Annotated in this window: 16 protein-coding genes; 13 read left to right on the top strand and 3 right to left on the bottom strand. The window is 69.9% G+C overall.

The window, feature by feature from the left end; all coding sequences use genetic code 11:
* Positions 1 to 119 precede the first annotated feature (119 nt).
* The 6 genes from D451_RS0118390 to D451_RS0118415 all read left to right on the top strand — a co-directional run bounded on the left by D451_RS0118390 (position 120) and on the right by D451_RS0118415 (position 5,361).
* A complete protein-coding gene (locus D451_RS0118390) occupies positions 120 to 842 on the top strand; it encodes an AfsR/SARP family transcriptional regulator (protein WP_017535517.1) in 723 nt (240 codons plus the stop codon).
* 139 nt (positions 843 to 981) lie between these two features.
* Positions 982 to 1,377: a YraN family protein gene (locus D451_RS0118395; protein ID WP_017535518.1), complete on the top strand. Its 396-nt coding sequence runs from the start codon at positions 982 to 984 to the stop codon at positions 1,375 to 1,377.
* Entirely contained in the window at positions 1,377 to 2,897 is a 1,521-nt protein-coding gene (locus D451_RS0118400; protein WP_017535519.1) for a YifB family Mg chelatase-like AAA ATPase, read from the top strand. Before D451_RS0118395 ends, D451_RS0118400 begins: the two co-directional genes overlap by 1 nt.
* Before the next feature lie 11 nt (positions 2,898 to 2,908).
* Entirely contained in the window at positions 2,909 to 4,060 is a 1,152-nt protein-coding gene (dprA, locus tag D451_RS0118405; protein ID WP_017535520.1) for a DNA-processing protein DprA, read from the top strand.
* Between the two features lie 60 nt (positions 4,061 to 4,120).
* On the top strand, positions 4,121 to 4,480 hold the full coding sequence (locus D451_RS0118410; RefSeq protein ID WP_014909393.1) for a RidA family protein: 360 nt from the start codon (positions 4,121 to 4,123) through the stop codon (positions 4,478 to 4,480).
* Positions 4,477 to 5,361, top strand: a complete 885-nt coding sequence (locus D451_RS0118415; protein ID WP_014911445.1) for a tyrosine recombinase XerC — start codon at positions 4,477 to 4,479, stop codon at positions 5,359 to 5,361. The genes D451_RS0118410 and D451_RS0118415 overlap by 4 nt, the downstream gene beginning before the upstream one ends.
* A 126-nt stretch (positions 5,362 to 5,487) precedes the next feature.
* Here D451_RS0118415 and D451_RS0118420 read toward each other — a convergent pair whose 3' ends face one another.
* Positions 5,488 to 6,249, bottom strand: coding sequence for a M23 family metallopeptidase (locus D451_RS0118420; RefSeq protein ID WP_017535521.1), 762 nt, complete (start codon positions 6,247 to 6,249; stop codon positions 5,488 to 5,490).
* Between the two features lie 339 nt (positions 6,250 to 6,588).
* Here D451_RS0118420 and rpsB point away from each other — a divergent pair, with 339 nt between their 5' ends.
* The 6 genes from rpsB (at position 6,589) to D451_RS0118450 (ending at position 12,324) form a co-directional block, all read left to right on the top strand.
* Positions 6,589 to 7,521 carry a 30S ribosomal protein S2 gene (rpsB, locus tag D451_RS0118425; RefSeq protein WP_014910120.1) on the top strand — a complete coding sequence of 311 codons (933 nt, stop codon included), beginning with the start codon at positions 6,589 to 6,591 and terminating at the stop codon, positions 7,519 to 7,521.
* 144 nt (positions 7,522 to 7,665) lie between these two features.
* Entirely contained in the window at positions 7,666 to 8,502 is an 837-nt protein-coding gene (gene tsf, locus D451_RS0118430; RefSeq protein WP_014908220.1) for a translation elongation factor Ts, read from the top strand.
* Between the two features lie 174 nt (positions 8,503 to 8,676).
* Positions 8,677 to 9,423 (top strand): UMP kinase, encoded by a 747-nt coding sequence (gene pyrH / locus D451_RS0118435; RefSeq protein WP_014910714.1) that lies wholly within the window; start codon positions 8,677 to 8,679, stop codon positions 9,421 to 9,423.
* 84 nt (positions 9,424 to 9,507) lie between these two features.
* Positions 9,508 to 10,065, top strand: coding sequence for a ribosome recycling factor (gene frr, locus D451_RS0118440; protein WP_014909708.1), 558 nt, complete (start codon positions 9,508 to 9,510; stop codon positions 10,063 to 10,065).
* Positions 10,066 to 10,068: 3 nt separating this feature from the next.
* Complete coding sequence (locus D451_RS0118445; RefSeq protein WP_014913189.1) at positions 10,069 to 11,004, top strand: phosphatidate cytidylyltransferase; 936 nt, start codon at positions 10,069 to 10,071, stop codon at positions 11,002 to 11,004.
* A 138-nt stretch (positions 11,005 to 11,142) separates the two neighbouring features.
* Entirely contained in the window at positions 11,143 to 12,324 is a 1,182-nt protein-coding gene (locus tag D451_RS0118450; protein ID WP_017535522.1) for a pyridoxal phosphate-dependent aminotransferase, read from the top strand.
* Positions 12,325 to 12,356: 32 nt separating this feature from the next.
* On the opposite strand, the gene D451_RS0118455 is transcribed toward D451_RS0118450, so the two are convergent.
* Positions 12,357 to 13,541: an alpha/beta hydrolase gene (locus D451_RS0118455; protein ID WP_026125173.1), complete on the bottom strand. Its 1,185-nt coding sequence runs from the start codon at positions 13,539 to 13,541 to the stop codon at positions 12,357 to 12,359.
* A gap of 72 nt (positions 13,542 to 13,613) precedes the next feature.
* Here D451_RS0118455 and D451_RS0118460 point away from each other — a divergent pair, with 72 nt between their 5' ends.
* Positions 13,614 to 14,222, top strand: coding sequence for a TetR/AcrR family transcriptional regulator (locus D451_RS0118460; protein WP_017535524.1), 609 nt, complete (start codon positions 13,614 to 13,616; stop codon positions 14,220 to 14,222).
* Between the two features lie 78 nt (positions 14,223 to 14,300).
* Here D451_RS0118460 and glgB read toward each other — a convergent pair whose 3' ends face one another.
* Positions 14,301 to 16,634: a 1,4-alpha-glucan branching protein GlgB gene (gene glgB, locus D451_RS0118465; protein WP_017535525.1), complete on the bottom strand. Its 2,334-nt coding sequence runs from the start codon at positions 16,632 to 16,634 to the stop codon at positions 14,301 to 14,303.
* Positions 16,635 to 16,664: the final 30 nt, after the last annotated feature.

Genomic DNA, 16,664 nt, shown 5'->3' on the forward strand with positions numbered 1-16,664 from the left:
TCCGAAAAGGATGGAGACGCATGAGGCCTTTTCCGACAGGAGGCGACGTTATCGAGTTCGGGACTCTGGGCCCGCTCACGATAAATCGGGACGGAGTTCCGGTCACACTTCGCGCCCCCATGCTTCGCCGTCTGCTCGCCGTCCTGTTGTGCCGAAGCGGACGACCGCTCTCCTTGGACGAGTTGGCCGAGGCGCTGTGGGAGGACTCCCCACCGGACGGGGCGCGCAGCACCCTCCAGGTCTACGTCCACCGGCTCCGAAAGGTGCTGGGCGACAGCGGTCGCGTGGTGCACAACGGGGCGGGCTACCGGATCGTCGTGGAGGCGGCCGACGTCGACGCGATGCGCTTCGAGGCCGCCATCGCCCGGGCCCGGTCGGCCCGCGGCCGAGGTGAACTGGAGCAGGCCGGTGGACTGCTCGGCGAGGCCACGGCCCTGTGGCGGGGGCGCCCCTACGCGGACATCGCGGGCACCGGCATCATCGCCGGAGAGATCCGAAGACTGGAGGAGCTGAGGCTGCTGGCCGATCAGGAACGACTCGAGATCGCCCTGGATCGCGGCCGCCACGCCCAAGTGGTGCCGGAACTCACCGACCTCGCCGACGGCCACCCTTACAGGGAACGACTGCTCGCCCTGCTCATGCTCGCCCTCTACCGTTCCGGTCGCCAGGCCGACGCGCTGGAGGTCTTCCGAAGAACCCGGCTCCGGCTCTCCCAGGAACTGGGCGTGGAACCCACCAGGCTGCTGCAACGACTCCACGAGGCGATCCTGCGGGGCGACGGCCGACTCCTGCTGATCGAGGCCGATCGGCTCGACGGCCTCTGCGCGGCGAGCTCCGTGTAATCCGGTCCCGACCCCGAACCGACCGCCGTCGACGTCCCACCGCCCCGGATCCGACGACCCCGCCGGATCCGGGGTTGTCCACAGGCGGGAAGGAGCCTCTGGTGTGAGAGGGCGCGATCACCGAACGTGGTAACGGGAGGTGGTCGCCTTGGAACGGTCGACCCGACACCGGAGCCCGGGATATCGGAACATCCTCGGACGGCGCGGCGAGGAGCTCGCCGCGCGCTACCTCGAACGGAACGGCATGCGGGTGCTCGCCCGCAACTGGCGGGCCCCGCACGGTGCCGGTGAACTCGACCTGGTGGCCAGGGACGGGTCAGTCCTGGTCGTCGTCGAGGTCAAGACACGAGGCTCACTGCGCTTCGGCCATCCGACGGAGGCCGTCACCCCGCGCAAACGGCGCCGTCTGCGCGCCCTGGGTCGGGCCTGGGCCCGAGAGCACCGTCTTCCTCCGTACCCGTCACGGGTCGACGGGGTCGGTGTCCTGCTGCTCGACGGGCGCGTGCTGCTGTTCCACGAACGGGGGCTGCGCTGATGTCGCTCTCCCGCACCCACTGTGTCACCCTGCTGGGCGTCCAGGGCCACATGGTCGAGGTCGAGGTCCACCTGGGCGGGGGCGACCCCGGCATCACCCTGGTCGGTCTGCCCGACGCCGCCCTGCGCGAGGCCCGCGACCGGATACGCGCCGCCGTCGTCAACAGCGGGGAGAACTGGCCCAGCGGCCAGATCACCATCAGTCTCTCCCCGGCCAGTCTGCCCAAGTCCGGCAGCCTCTTCGACCTGGCCATCGCCGGAGCCGTCCTGGCCGCGGCCGGAGAGGTGCCGTTGGAACGTCTCGCCGACACCGTGCTCATCGCCGAACTCGGCCTCGACGGTCGGACCCGACCGGTCCGCGGGGTGCTGCCCGCCGTGGTCTCCGCGGCCGAACAGGGGTTCACCAGGTTCGTGGTCGCGACGGGCAACGCCGCGGAGGCCCGTCTGGTGCCGGACGTGGACGTCGCCGTCGTCGAGGACCTGTCCGGGCTGTGCCTCTGGCTGCGAGGGGAACCCTGCCCGGCCCCGGAGGAGGAACACGGCGAACGGCCGCGGGAACCGGGCGAGCACGGCCCCGACCTCGCCGACGTCCTCGGACAACCGGTGGCTCGCAGGGCCGTCGAGATCGCGGCCGCCGGAGGGCACAACCTGATGATGCTCGGACCGCCGGGAACGGGGAAGAGCCTCTTGGCCGAGCGCCTGCCCTCCGTCCTGCCCCGGCTGAACCGGGCCGAGGCCCTGGAGGCCACCGCCATCCATTCGGTGGCCGGACTGCTCCCGCCCGGTAGCCCCCTGGTCACCCTCCCGCCCTTCGCGTCCCCGCACCACACCTCCAGCCGGGCCTCGATCATCGGCGGAGGCGTCGGCAACCCCGGACCGGGCTGGGTCTCCAAGGCCCACCACGGGATCCTGTTCGTGGACGAGGCGCCCCAGTTCGGCCGCGGGGTGCTCGACTCCCTGCGCGAACCCCTGGAACGCGGCGAGGTCGTCATCGCCAGGGCCTCGGCCACCGTCACCTTCCCCGCACGCTTCCAGCTCGTCATGGCGGCCAACCCCTGCCCCTGCGCCAAGCCGGGCAATCTGTGCACCTGTCCGGCGGGGGAGCGGCGACGCTACTTCTCCCGCCTGTCCGGGCCGCTTCTGGACCGGATCGACCTCAAGGTCGAACTCCAACCGGTGTCCCGTTCCGAACTCCTCGCCGACCGGGCCTTCGCCGAATCCTCCGAGGTGGTCGCGGAACGGGTCCTCCAGGCCCGGGAACGGGCCCGGTCCCGGTTGGCGGACACCCCGTGGAGCACCAACGCCGCCATCCCCGGGGCACGGCTGCGCCGCGACTTCCCGCTGGAACCCATGGCCCTCAGGGTGCTCGGCCAGGCCATGGACCGAGGCCAGATCAGCGCTCGAGGCGTGGATCGGGCACTCCGGGTCGCCTGGACGCTGGCCGATCTGTCCGGTAGGGAACGCCCCGGGCCGGAGGAGACCGCCTACGCCTACGCCCTCTGGTCGGGCCGGGCCTGGTGAGGAGGGTGGACATGGGAGGACACGAGGAGGAGGCCCGGGCCCGAGCCTGTCTGACCGCGGTGGTGCGTCCCGGGGACCCCTGGTTGGGCGCGCTCCTGGCCGAACACGGGGCCGCCCGCGTGTGGGCGGCCCTACGGGCGGGGGAGGCGCCACCACCCCTGGAGACCGAGGAGGATCCGACCGACGAGGAACGGGCTCTCCAACGATGGCGAGGATGGGCGCACAAGTCCCTCGCCGTGGACGCCGACGCCCTCCTGGCCCGGTCGGCCGAGGCCGGGGTGCGGTTCGTCGCTCCGGGAGACCCCGAATGGCCGGGCCGGCTCGACGAGCGTCCCGGTGGCCGCGACTGCCACGGCCTGTGGGTGCGCGGCCACGGTGACCTGCGCAATCTGTGTCTGCGCTCGGTGGGGATCGTGGGCGCACGCGCGGCCAGCCCCTACGGCGAGTACGTCGCCTCCGAACTCGCCCACGGACTGGCGGAACGCTCCTTCACGGTGGTCTCCGGAGGCGCCTACGGGATCGACGGGGCGGCGCACCGGGCGGCCATGACCACCGGACGGACCGTCGCGGTCCTGGCCTGCGGACTCGACGTGGACTATCCGCGCGGGCACGCGGGCCTGTTCACCGAGGTGGCCCGGCACGGGGCCCTGGTCAGTGAACGACCGGTCGGCCGGACACCGCGCGCCCCCGATTTCCTGATCCGCAACCGGCTCATCGCCGCGCTCACCTCGGGCACCGTGGTGGTGGAGGCGGGACGGCGCAGCGGAGCCCTCAACACCGCCGCGCACGCCGACGAGCTGCACCGGGTACTGATGGCGGTGCCCGGGCCGGTGACCTCCGCGACCTCGGTGGGCTGTCACCGGCTCCTCAAGGAGGGCCGGGCAGTCTGCGTCACCGGCGTCGACGACGTGGTGGAACAGATCGCGCCGCTGGACGAGCTCTCGACGATGGGCGGGCCGCTCCCTGTTCACACCGATCTGTCCGCCGAGACCGCACGTGTCCTGGCCGCGGTCGGGACCAGGGGAGCGGGGACCGCGGGTGTCGCCCGGGCCAGTGGGGAGGGGCTGGAACAGACGATGCGTTCCCTGGGGCTGCTGGCCGCCGCCGGATTGGTGGAACGGTCTCCCACCGGCTGGCGTCGTCCCCCCTCGGGGCGGTCCTGACGTGGGAGGGCATGCCGATCAGGGCGGATACCGACGGGACCGTTCGGGTACGGTTCCGCTATGGCCAAACCGTACAGCGACGCCCTTACGGCCGACGGCCCCCTGCTCTTCGTCTCGGGCCAGGTCCCGGCCGGCCCCGGAGGCGAGGCTCCCGGGGGCATCGGTGAGCAGACCCGCCAGGTGTTCCGCAACATGGAGGCCGTCCTGGCCGAACACGGGGTCGACCTCTCCCATGTCGTCAAGATGACCTACTACCTGAGGCACATCAGCGACCTGGAGGAGTTCAGGGAGGCTCTCCTGGCATGCCTTCCGGAGGGCCATCTGCCCGCCGCCACGTTGGTGGAGGTCGGAGGTCTGGTCGACCCCACCTACCTGGTGGAGATCGACGCCATCGCCTCTCTGCCTCGGGACCGGGGGTGAAGGGTCCCGAAGCGCTGGAGCGCCTGGCCGCCCATCTGTCCGGTGAGCTGGGCCGATCTCCCCATACGGTCCGCGGCTACCTCGCCGACCTGCGCTCCCTCGTCGCGCATCTGGACGAGCACGGTCACGAACTCGCCGACCTCGACGTCCCCCTGATCCGCGCCTGGCTCTCCCGAGCGCGCGCCTCGGGGGCGAGCCGGTCCACGATCGCCCGCCGGGTGGCGGCCGTCCGTGCCCTCACCCGTTACCTGCATCGTGAGGGGATCCTGCCGGTCGATCCCGGGCCCCGTCTGGCCACCCCGACCCAACGGCGATCCCTGCCGACCGTCCTGGACGAGGAGCAGGCGGCCGAGGCCCTCGCGGCCGTGGACCCGGAGACCCCGGTGGAGCTGCGTCGGCACGCGATCGTCGAGCTGCTCTACGCCACCGGTATCCGGGTGGCCGAGCTGTGCGCCCTGGATCTGGCCGATCTGGACCGCACCCGCGACACCGTCCGGGTCCTGGGAAAGGGAGATAAGGAGCGCACCGTGCCGGTCGGCGGCCCGGCCCTGGACGCGGTCGAGGCCTGGACCCGACGTGGGCGCCCGCACCTCGTCGGCCACGGAAGCGCGAACGCCCTCTTCCTCGGAGCCCGCGGCGGAAGGCTCGGCGTCCGTCAGGCGCGTGAGGACGTGCACACGCACCTGCGTGAGGCCGGTCTGGACGGTGCCCCGCACGGTCTACGGCACAGCGCGGCCACCCACCTGTTGAACGGGGGAGCAGATCTGCGCAGTGTGCAGGAGTTCCTGGGGCACGCCAGCCCGCGCAGTACCCAGATCTACACACATGTGTCCGTGGACCGTCTACGCGACGCCTACAGTCAGGCCCACCCCCGCGCCTAGGCGAACGATGGGGTGACATGGATCCCATTTATCCGGCGGGAGAGACCGAACGGCTTTCGGGAACTCGTGGACCTTCTCGATACCGAATGGTGTTCGCCTTCGATTTCGCTTTCGCGCCTTTCTTGCTCATGTGAGCGGGGCTCGGGTGGGTTGCTCATTTGAGCATCTCGGGATTCTTCGACTTCCGACTTCTTCTTCGGAATGGAAAGAGGAAGCGGAAGCGGATCCGGAAGACGACGGTGAGGATCGCCGAGCCCACGGCGATCGGGGGGCCACGGAGATCCGCTCACGGACCCGGCCACGAGTTCCCCCACGGTTCTCGGTCCTCCGGCCACGGCCGAGGGCGGTGCCCTCCCCGGAGGGCGCCCCGGGGCCCCGACCCGGTGGACCGAGCGGGAGGAGACGGATCTCTCCGCGGCCCAGGAGGGAGAGCGGGTCCAGGTAGGTGTCGCCCCGGAGCAGGCCCCAGTGCAGACAGGGGCGGTCGCGGCAGTGGAACGTCTCTTCGGACAGGGTGCCGATCGGATCGGGGCCGACCGGATCACCACGGGCCACGGACGCGTCCACCGGCAGATAGGTGGTGCGCACGTCGCCGTGGGCGACGCTGACCACGCCGACCCCGGCCACCGGGCCGGCGAAGTGGACCCTCCCGGGCGCGGCCGCGTACACCTCCTGACCGGGTTCGGCGGCCAGGTCCACCCCCAGGTGCCCCGGCAGCCAACGTTGTTCGGGCGGGTCGAAGCCGCGCAGTACCGACACGGGCTCCTCCAAGGGCCAACGCCGACCCGTCTCGTCGACCGGGGCGGCCAGGGCGGTTCGAGTGGGGAAAAAGGGGAAGAGCAGGAGCGAGAGGAACAGCGGAAGTGCCCAGAAGCGGGGGTGGCTCATGCATCCAGAGTGCGTTCGCCGGTCGGGTTCCGCCAGAGCCTCCCGGCGCCTGTGGAAAACCCGACGGCCACAGCCGAGGAGCGTCCGCGCCTCTCCCCTCGCGCCCCAGGTCGCCGCTTGATCTCCCCGCGAAGGCGCACGTTCCCGGTCGTGCTCCGCGGAGGATAGAATCTTTTCCGGCCCTGTCGGGTCGACCCACAATACGCGCGCCCACCCGCCTCCCTCGGGAGGGTCCGTGCCTACGGTCCGCGCCACCTCGTGTGGTGTGGCGGCATGGACGGGGCGTCAGGAACAACCGAAGGCGGGACTCGCTCCCGCCACCGCAAGGAGGACCAGGTCATGGCCACAGTCGTGACGATCCGCCAGCTCCTCGAGAGCGGCGTCCACTTCGGGCACCAGACCCGTCGCTGGAACCCGAAGATGAAGCGCTTCATCTTCACCGAGCGCAACGGCATCTACATCATCGACCTTCAGAAGTCGCTGGCGTACATCGACCGCGCCTACGAGTTCGTCAAGCAGACGGTCGCCCACGGTGGCACCATCCTGTTCGTCGGCACGAAGAAGCAGGCGCAGGAGGCCATCGACGAGCAGGCCCGCCGTGTCGGGATGCCCTTCGTCAACCAGCGCTGGCTGGGCGGCATGCTCACCAACTTCTCCACCGTTCACAAGCGGCTCCAGCGCCTCAAGGAGCTGGAGGAGATCGACTTCGACGACGTCGCCGGTTCCTCCCTCACCAAGAAGGAACTGCTGAACCTTCGCCGTGAGAAGGACAAGCTGGAGCGCACCCTCGGTGGTATCCGCGACATGTCCCGCGTGCCCAGCGCCGTGTGGATCGTGGACACCAAGAAGGAGCACATCGCGATCAGCGAGGCTCGCAAGCTGAACATCCCGGTCGTCGCCATCCTCGACACCAACTGTGACCCGGACGAGGTCGACTACCCGATCCCGGGTAACGACGACGCCATCCGCAGCGTCAGCCTGCTCACCCGCGTCGTCGCCGACGCCGTCGCCGACGGTCTGATGGTCCGTTCCGGTGCCTCCGGCGCGACCGAGGAGAAGGCCGCCGAGGAGCCCCTGGCCGAGTGGGAGCGCGAGCTCCTCGAGGGCAAGACCGAGGGTGTCGAGGCCACCGAGGCCGCCGCCGAGCAGGCCCCGGCCGAGACCCCCACCGTGGCCCCGGCCGACGAGGTCGCCGCCGAGGCTCCGGCCGAGGTCACCTCGGAGGACTCCCCCGCGGACGCCCCCGAGCAGGCCCCGAAGGCCGCCGAGTAGCAGGCGGCCCGTCGCCGCTCCCCGGTGACTCGATGTTCGAGCGCCGCCTCGCCCACTGATGGGCGGGGCGGCCCGCTCGGCCTTCGCCCGGGACGCTCCACCTTCCAGAACAGACTTCACTTTCGAGGGAATCCGAGAACAGTCATGGCGAACTTCACCGCCGCGGACGTCAAGAAGCTGCGCGACATGACCGGCGCCGGCATGATGGACTGCAAGAAGGCTCTGACCGAGGCCGACGGCGACTTCGACCAGGCCGTCGAGGCTCTGCGCATCAAGGGCGCCAAGTCCGTCGACAAGCGCGCGGACCGCACCGCCGCCCAGGGCACCGTCGTCCTTCGCCGTCAGAGCGAGGGCAAGGCCACCCTGATCGAGCTCAACTGCGAGACCGACTTCGTCGCCAAGAACGCCCAGTTCATCGAGCTGGCCGAGCAGGTCGCCGACTTCGTCGCCGCCCAGGACAGCGAGGACCTGGCCACGGTCGCCGCCGCCGAGATCGAGCCGGGCAAGAGCCTCCAGGCCTACATCGAGGGCAAGAGCGCCATCATCGGCGAGAAGCTCGAGTTCCGTCGTCTGGCCAAGTTCGACGGCGTCTACGTCGCCGACTACCTGCACAAGTCCGACCCGGACCTGCCCCCGACCATGGGCGTCCTGGTCGAGCTGGACAAGGTCGACGAGGCCACCGGCAAGGACCTCGCCCAGCAGATCGCGGCTCTGGCTCCGAAGTACATCGACAAGAACGACGTCCCCGAGGACGTCGTCGCCAACGAGCGTCGCATCGCCGAGGAGACCACCCGCGAGGAGGGCAAGCCCGAGCAGGCGATCCCCAAGATCGTGGAAGGCCGTCTCAACGGTTACTTCAAGGAGGTCACCCTCCTCGGACAGCCGTTCGTCAAGGAGAACAAGAAGACGGTCCAGAAGGTCGTCGACGAGGCCGGCGTGACCGTCAAGCGCTTCGTCCGCTTCAAGGTCGGCCAGGCCTAGGGGTTTTGACATGATGGAAGTGCCGGGGAGACCATTCTCCCCGGCACTTTCGGTGGATAGGGGCGGGTTCGGCGTGCTGTGCGCCCCGAACCCTCCACAGCAGGAGCACTCGGGGGACCCTGTGCCGCTCGGGGACAACAAGGGAGGCCGCAGGCCGTGTCGGAGAACGAAGCCATGACCACCGCACCCGCCATGCACGATTCCGGATGGAAACGTGTCATGCTCAAGCTCTCCGGGGAGGCGTTCGCCGGAGGCGGTGGTCTGGGCATCGAACCCGAGGTCGTCCAGTACGTGGCGGAGTCCATCGCCGAGGCGGTCTCCGAGGGCATTCAGGTCGCCGTGGTGGTCGGCGGCGGCAACATGTTCCGCGGCGCGCAGCTCACCGAGGGCGGCATCGAGCGCGGCCGCGCGGACTACATGGGCATGCTCGGCACCGTCATCAACTGCCTCGCCCTCCAGGACTTCCTCGAGCGCCTCGGCGTGGACACCCGCGTCCAGACCGCGATCCACATGAGCCAGGTCGCCGAGGCCTACATTCCGCGACGGGCCGTCCGCCACCTGGAGAAGGGCCGTGTGGTCATCTTCGGCGCCGGTCTCGGCGCGCCCTTCTTCTCCACGGACACCACCGCCGCCCAGCGCGCGCTGGAGATCGGCGCCCAGGCGGTCCTCAAGGGAACCCAGGTCGACGGTGTCTACGACTCCGACCCGCAGCGCAACCCGGACGCGGTCAAGTTCGACAAGCTCAACTACAACGAGGTCCTCACCCGCGGCCTCAAGGTGATGGACGCCACCGCCGTCAGCCTGTGCATGGACAACGGCCTGCCGATCGTCGTCTTCGACCTGATGAGCCAGGGGAACATCCTGCGCGCCGTCCGTGGTGAGAAGATCGGAACCATCGTCGGTCCGGCCTCCGAGGCCTGAGGCGGTCGTTCCGCCCGCGCGGAGGCACCTCGGACCGCGTACCCAAGCCACGAACACCCAGTCGAGAATCCGGGAGCGCCCACAATGATCGAAGAAACCCTCCTTGAGGCCGAGGAGAAGATGGAGAAGGCCGTGACCGTGGCGAAGGAGGACTTCGCGACGATCCGTACCGGCCGCCCCACCCCGGCCACCTTCAACAAGATCACCGTCGACTACTACGGTGCCCGTACGCCGATCAACCAGCTGGCCTCCTTCTCGGTCCCCGAGCCGCGCATGGTCGTCATCTCGCCGTTCGACGTCAACTCGCGTACCGAGATCATCAACGCGATCCGCAACAGCGACCTGGGCGTCAACCCGTCCGACGACGGACAGGTCATCCGGGTCATCTTCCCGGAGCTGTCCGAGGAGCGGCGCAAGGAGTACGTGAAGGTCGCGCGGACCAAGGGCGAGGACGGCAAGGTCTCCATCCGCAACGTCCGCCGTCGGGCCAAGGACGCCTTCGAAAAGGCGGTCAAGGCCGGTGAGCTGGGCGAGGACGAGGCGCACCGTGCCCAGACCGAACTGGACGAGCTCGCGCAGAAGTACGTCGCCTCCATCGACGAGCTGCTCAAGCACAAGGAAGCGGAACTTCTCGAGGTTTAGCCGGTGACCCACCCTTCCCACGGCTCCGGAGGCGATGACCCCTCGCCGGAGCACAGACCCGACGACAGTCCTACTTCCGAGACGGACACGGCCGCCGGGCAGCGCTTCGTGCTGCACAAGCCGGGGGGTGAGCCGGTCAAGACCGGTCGCAACCTCCCGGTGGCCATCGCCAGCGGGTGCGTCCTCGGCGCGCTCGTCTTCTTCTCGATCTTTCCCAAGCCACAGCTGTTCACGATCATCACCTCGCTCGGGGTGTTGATCGGTCTGCGTGAACTCAACCGCGCCTTCGGCGGCAAGGGCATGACCCTCGCCGTGATCCCGTTGGCCGTGGGCGGTGTGGCGATGCAGGCCGGAGCCTACTTCGGTGGGGCCGACTGGCTGGTCGGCATCACGGCACTGACCGCGATCATCTGTCTGGCCTGGCGGTTGAGGGGCGGGGCCGAGGGGTTCGTCGCCGACGCGGCGGCGAACCTGTTCACCCTGGTCTATCTGCCGTTCCTGTTGGCCACGTGGATGCTGCTGATCGCGCATCCGGAGGACGGCCAGCAGCGACTGGTGGTGTTCATCGTGGTGACGATCTCCAGCGATATCGGTGGTTACTTCGCCGGGATCCTGCTGGGCCGGCACAAGATGGCCCCGGTGATCAGCCCGAACAAGACCTGGGAGGGTTTCGGCGGCTCGGTCGTGGGTTGTGCGGTGGCGGGCGCGTTGTGCGTGACCCTGCTGTTGGACGGCCCCTGGTGGGTCGGCGTGATTCTGGGACTGGCCGTGGTGCTGGCGGCCACGGTCGGCGATCTCATCGAATCCCTGTTCAAGCGTGATCTGGGCGTCAAGGACATGGGCCGTTTCATGCCGGGCCACGGCGGTCTGATGGACCGCATCGACTCGCTGCTCATCGCGGGTCCCGTGGTCTGGATCGTGCTCAGCCTGCTGCTCTAGGACAGGGCCTTACGACGAGGGCCTCGGCCCGCGTGACCCCCGTAGGGCGGGGCCGCGCGGACCGGGGCCCTCGTCGTTCCGTACGGATCGGCCGGGGCACGCGGGCGGGGGTCCGGAGCGGGTGGTTACCCTCGACGGGTGGAAGAACCGCTGATCGAACGAATGCGCGCGTACGGCGAGACCATCTTCGCCGAGATGACGCGCCTGGCCGTCGAGACCGAATCCGTCAACCTGGGGCAGGGGTTCCCCGACACCGACGGGCCTCGAAGCCTGCTGGAGAACGCCTCGCGTCACATCCTCGAGGGGGTGAACCAGTACCCTCCGGGGCCGGGGCGCCCCGAACTGCGTCGGGCCGTGAGTCGTTACCGCTCCCGTCACTACGGGTTGGACTTCGACCCGGACTCCGAGGTGTACGTGACCGTCGGGGCGACCGCCGGTATCGCGGCCTCGTTGCTGGCCCTGGTGGAGCGCGGCGACGAGGTGATCGTCTTCGAGCCCATGTACGACTCCTACGCGGCGATGATCTCCCTGGCCGGCGGGGAGCGTCGGCCGGTGGCGCTGCGTCGGGATCCCGAGAGCGGACGCTTCACCTTCGACCCGGCCGAACTGCGGGCCGCCGTCACCCCGCGGACCCGGCTCGTCATGGTCAACACCCCGCACAACCCGACCGGAACGGTCTTCACCTCCGCCGAGTTGGAGGAGATCGCGGCCGTGTGCCGTGAGCACGACCTGATCGCGGTCACCGACGAGGTGTACGAGTTCCTCACCTTCGACGACCGTCGCCATGTGCCCCTCGCGTCCCTGCCCGGTATGCGCGAACGGACCCTGTCGATCTCCTCGGTCGGCAAGATGTTCGCCGTCACCGCCTGGAAGACGGGGTGGGTGACCGGCCCCGAGCCGTTGGTGCGGGCCGTGCGCACGGTCAACCAGTTCCTCACCTTCTCCGCGAACGGCGCCCTCCAACTCGCGATCGCGGACGCGATCGAGGGCGAAGGGGAGTGGATCGAGGCCCAACGTCTGTCCCTCCAGGGCAAACGCGACCGGTTGGCCGAGGGGCTGGGCGACGCCGGGTTCGATGTGAACGTGTGCGAGGGCACCTACTTCCTGATGGCCGACATCCGGCCGCTGGGCTATCGGGACGGTGAGGACCTCGCGCGGGCCCTGCCCGCCGCGGCCGGGGTCGCCGCCGTACCGGCCAAGGTCTTCTACGACCACCAGGACGAGGGGCGACACCTGCTGCGCTTCGCCTTCTGCAAGAAGGACGAGGTGTTGGACGAGGCCGTCGCCCGGCTGAGGCGCTGGCACCGCGACGCGGGCTGAACCCTGCGGGGCGGCCCGTCCCGCCGCTCCTCTCAGAGGTGTTCGGTGAGGAAGTCGTCGATCGTGTGCCGGGTGATCTGGGAGGCGAGGCCGCCCCAGTTGAGGTCGAACATGTGCTCGGTCCACGGCAGCTCCAGATGCCGGTGGGGCACGCCGGCCTCGGCGAGGCGGGCGACGAACCGACGGTTGTCCTCGGGGTCGACGAACAGGTCGTGGCCGGCCGTGACGACCAGGGTCGCGGGGGAGTCTCCGGTGACGTCGAGGATCGGGGACATGGCCTCGTACTCCTCGGGGAACTCCGTCACCGGGCCGCCGACCATTCGTTCGCTCGACTCCAGCAACTCGTCGCCGAGGGGGGAGCGGCGCTGGCGCCAGGGGACCTCGGGGGCGTCGGCGGTGCCGTCCGTGGCCGAGTACCAGGCCACGACGGCGGTCGCCTCGGGGACCTCGGTGTCACAGGAGGGCGGGATCCGGTCGTCGTAGGTCGCGAGCAGGGCCAGAAGGCCGCCGGCCGACTGGCCGGTGACGGCGATCCGTTCCGGATCCCCGCCGTGTTCCGCGGCCTGTTCTCGAACCCGGCCGAGGGCGCAGCGCACGTCCGCGACCGATTCCTCCCAGGCACCGTCGGGGAAGAAGCGGTAGTCGACGTCGAACACCACCCGGTCTCCGTCGGCCAGCCAGGTGTCCCAGCGCGGCAGCAGACTCTGGGGGAGGTCGTCGGCGCCGCCGTGGACGTTGACGACCACGGGCAGGGGTTCGGTACCGGGGGAGGTGGGTTCCCATACGTCCATGAGCAGTTCCTCCCCGTCCACCCGGTGGTAGGTCAGGGTCGTGGGCTCCCGGTCGGTCGAGGTGGCCAGGCCCGCGGTGTACTCGCCGAGGGAGAGCGGCGCTCCTTCGGCGCGCGCGGTGTTCCACAGCGAGGCGGAGGGCACCAGGGCCGTAATCAGCAGTAGGGCGTTGACCGTGGCGAACCCGGTGGTGACGCGGGTGCGCCCTCCCCGTCCGGCCGAGAGCGCGAGGAGGAGACCGAGCAGCGCGGGCAGTGTGAGGAAGAGGGAGAACTCCAGGGTGAGGAGGGCGTACTGCCAGCCCTCCCAGGAGAGCGGGGGAGCCAGGACCAGGGCGAGGGCGGCGACCCCGGGCAGGGTGAGGAGCCCGGACGAGATCAGGGCCGCGCGCCGGAGGCGGGGGTGGGGAGGAGGTGTGTCGGGCATGACGACGTCCTTTCTGATACGTATGTATCGATACGAACGTATCAGAAGGGTCCGGTATGCCAGAATGAGCGGGTGCCGAAGGTCGTGGACAGAGAGAGCCGTCGTCGGAGCGTGGCCGAGGCGATCCATCGGATCGCGGCCCGCGAGGGGCTCGAAGGGGTCAGTGTCAGGGTGGTCGCCGCCGAGGCCGGCCTGTCCGCCGGTGCCGTCCAACGCGAATTCCCCACCAAGGACGACCTGCTCCTCTTCGCCCTGGAGACCTCCGTGGACGAGGTCGCCGCCCGCTTCTCCCGTATCCGGATCGGCCCCGATGCCCTGACCTTCGCCGAGGGGTTGCGCGCCGTCCTCACCGACCTGTTGCCCACCGACGAGCGCCGCCGCGCCCAGGCCCGGATCTGGGCGGCCTTCTACGCCCGCGCGGCCGTGGACCCGGCCTTCGCGAAGGTGCTCTCCGATCTGGACGCCCGCGCTCGCGCGAACCTGGCGCTCGCGCTCGGCTACGCCCGCGACCAGGGGGAGCTCGCCGTGGACCGGGACCCCGCGGCCGTGGCCGAACTGCTCCTCGTGGTCATCGACGGGCTCTGGTTCTCCTGCGCCCGTCTGCCCGAAGGGGACCCACCGGACCATCTCCATTCCGCCGTGGACGCGGCGGTCGCCCTCATCACCACGAGGACGCGATAACGCGGAAGGTGAACCGGAAGGGCCCTGGGCGTTCCGGGGGAACGTCCAGGGCCCGGTCTCGAAGACGGCCGGTAGGCCTCAGCGGCGCGGTTCGAACCAGACCGCGCCGAGCGGCGGAAGGGTGATCTCCGCCGAGAACGGCTGTCCGTTCCACTCCCGTTCCTCGGCCTCCACCGTGGTGGGGGCCTCGTGGCCGGAGCCGCCGAACCTCGGGTCGTCGGAGTTGAGCACGAGGTCCCAGGTCCCGGCCTCGGGAAGGCCGATCCGCCGCTGTGGGCGGGGGACCGGCGAGAAGTTCACCGCGCAGGCCAGCACGGATCCGTCCTCCCCATGACGCAGGTAGGAGAGCGTGTTGCCCTCGCGGTCACCGCCGTCCAACCAGCGGAACCCCGCCGGATCGGTGTCCAGCGACCACAGCGCGGGCCGGGGCCGGTAGGCGTCGTTGAGCGCCTTCACCAGACGCTGAGCGCCCGCGTGGTGCTCGAACTCCAGCAGCCACCACGGCACGCCCTCGGGGTGGGACCACTCGTCGCCCTGGGCGATCTCCCCGCCCATGAACAGCAGCTGCTTGCCCGGGTGCGACCACATGAACGACAGCAGTGCCCGCAGGGTCGCCGCCCGCTGCCACTCGTCGCCGGGCGCCTTGTTGAACAGCGATCGCTTGCCGTGCACCACCTCGTCGTGGGAGAGGGGCAGCACGTAGTTCTCGCTGTAGGCGTAGACCATCGAGAACGTGATGTCGTCGTGGTGGTACTTGCGGTGGATCGGCTCCTTCTTCACGTACTCCAGGGAGTCGTGCATCCACCCCATGTTCCACTTGAGGCCGAACCCGAGACCGCCGTGGTCGACCGGCCTCGTCACCCCCGTGTACGCGGTCGACTCCTCCGCGATCATCGCCACGCTGGGGTTGCGGCGGTACACCGTGGTGTTGAGCTCCTTGAGGAAATCGATCGCCTCCAGGTTCTCCCGCCCGCCGAACACGTTCGGCTCCCATTCGCCGGAGTCCCGCGAGTAGTCGAGGTAGATCATCGAGGCGACCGCGTCCACGCGCAGCCCGTCGATGTGGAACTCCTCCAACCAGTACAGGGCGTTGGCGACGAGGAAGTTGCGCACCTCGGTCCGCCCGTAGTTGAAGATGAGCGTGCCCCAGTCCGGGTGCTCGCCGCGGCGCGGGTCCGGGTGCTCGTACAGAGCGGTCCCGTCGAACCGGGCCAGCGCCCACTCGTCCTTGGGGAAGTGCGCCGGAACCCAGTCCAGGAGCACCCCGATCCCGGCCTCGTGCAGCGCGTTCACCAGGTGACGGAACTCGTCCGGCGACCCGAAACGCGGCGTGGGCGCGTAGTAGGAGGTGACCTGGTAACCCCAGGAGCCGTCGAACGGGTGCCCCGCCACCGGCAGGAACTCCACGTGGGTGAAGCCCATCTCGACGACGTAGGAGACCAGACGCTCGGCGAGCTCGGTGTAGGAAAGGCCGGGGCACCAGGAGCCCAGATGCACCTCGTAGACGCTCATCGGGGCCTTGTGGATCTCCACCCCCTTGCGGTCGGCCATCCACCGCTCGTCGGTCCACACGTGCTCGGAGACGGTGACGACCGAGGCGGTGGCCGGCGGCATCTGGGTCCGCCGGGCCATCGGGTCCGCCTTGTCGCGCCAGTGACCGTCGGACCCCAGCAGCTGGAATTTGTACAGGTCGCCGTCGCCCAGGCCGGGAACGAACAGTTCCCAGACGCCGCTGGAACCGAGGCTGCGCATCGGGTGGGCGATCCCGCTCCAGTAGTTGAAGTCGCCGATCACCCGGACCCCGCGCGCGTCGGGGGCCCAGACCGCGAATCGGGTCCCCGACACCTCGCCCAGGGTTCCCTCGCGCTCGATGACGTGGGCGCCCAGGGCCCGCCACAACTCCTCGTGACGTCCCTCGCCGATCAGGTGCAGGTCGAGTTCGCCCAGGGCCGGGGCGTATCGGTAGGAGTCGGCCTCCAGAAGCTCCGGGCCCTCCTCGTAGCGGACGGCCAGACGGTAGTCGTCGATCTTCCGGGGCAGGCGCGCCGCGAACACCCCTCGGTGGCGGTGCGGGAGCGCGACCCGGGTGTCGTCGGGCAGGACGGCGTGGACCTCCAAGGCCCCCGGACGCAGGACCCGCAGGTCGCGGCCGTGCAGGCCGAGGACGGAGTGCGGGTCGTGGTGGTGGCCGTCGACGATCCGGTCGAGCTCGGCCACCAGGGCGTCGGCCAGAGGGGCCGTCGCCCGAGGCCGTCGGGCCGGGGTCTTCGAACCCGAGCCCTTCGAACCCTTGGATCCGGTCTCGCTCCTCCTCCGGGTGGTCTTGGCCGTCTTCTCGGCGCCCGCCTTCCTCTCGGTCGGCTTCTTCGCGGCGCTCTCGGACGCTGACGTATGGGTCGAGCGCGGTGGCAATGCGACTCCGTGTGACTCGTGATGAACGGG

It is taken from the genome of Nocardiopsis alba DSM 43377 (genome assembly GCF_000341225.1).
Lineage (GTDB): Bacteria > Actinomycetota > Actinomycetes > Streptosporangiales > Streptosporangiaceae > Nocardiopsis > Nocardiopsis alba.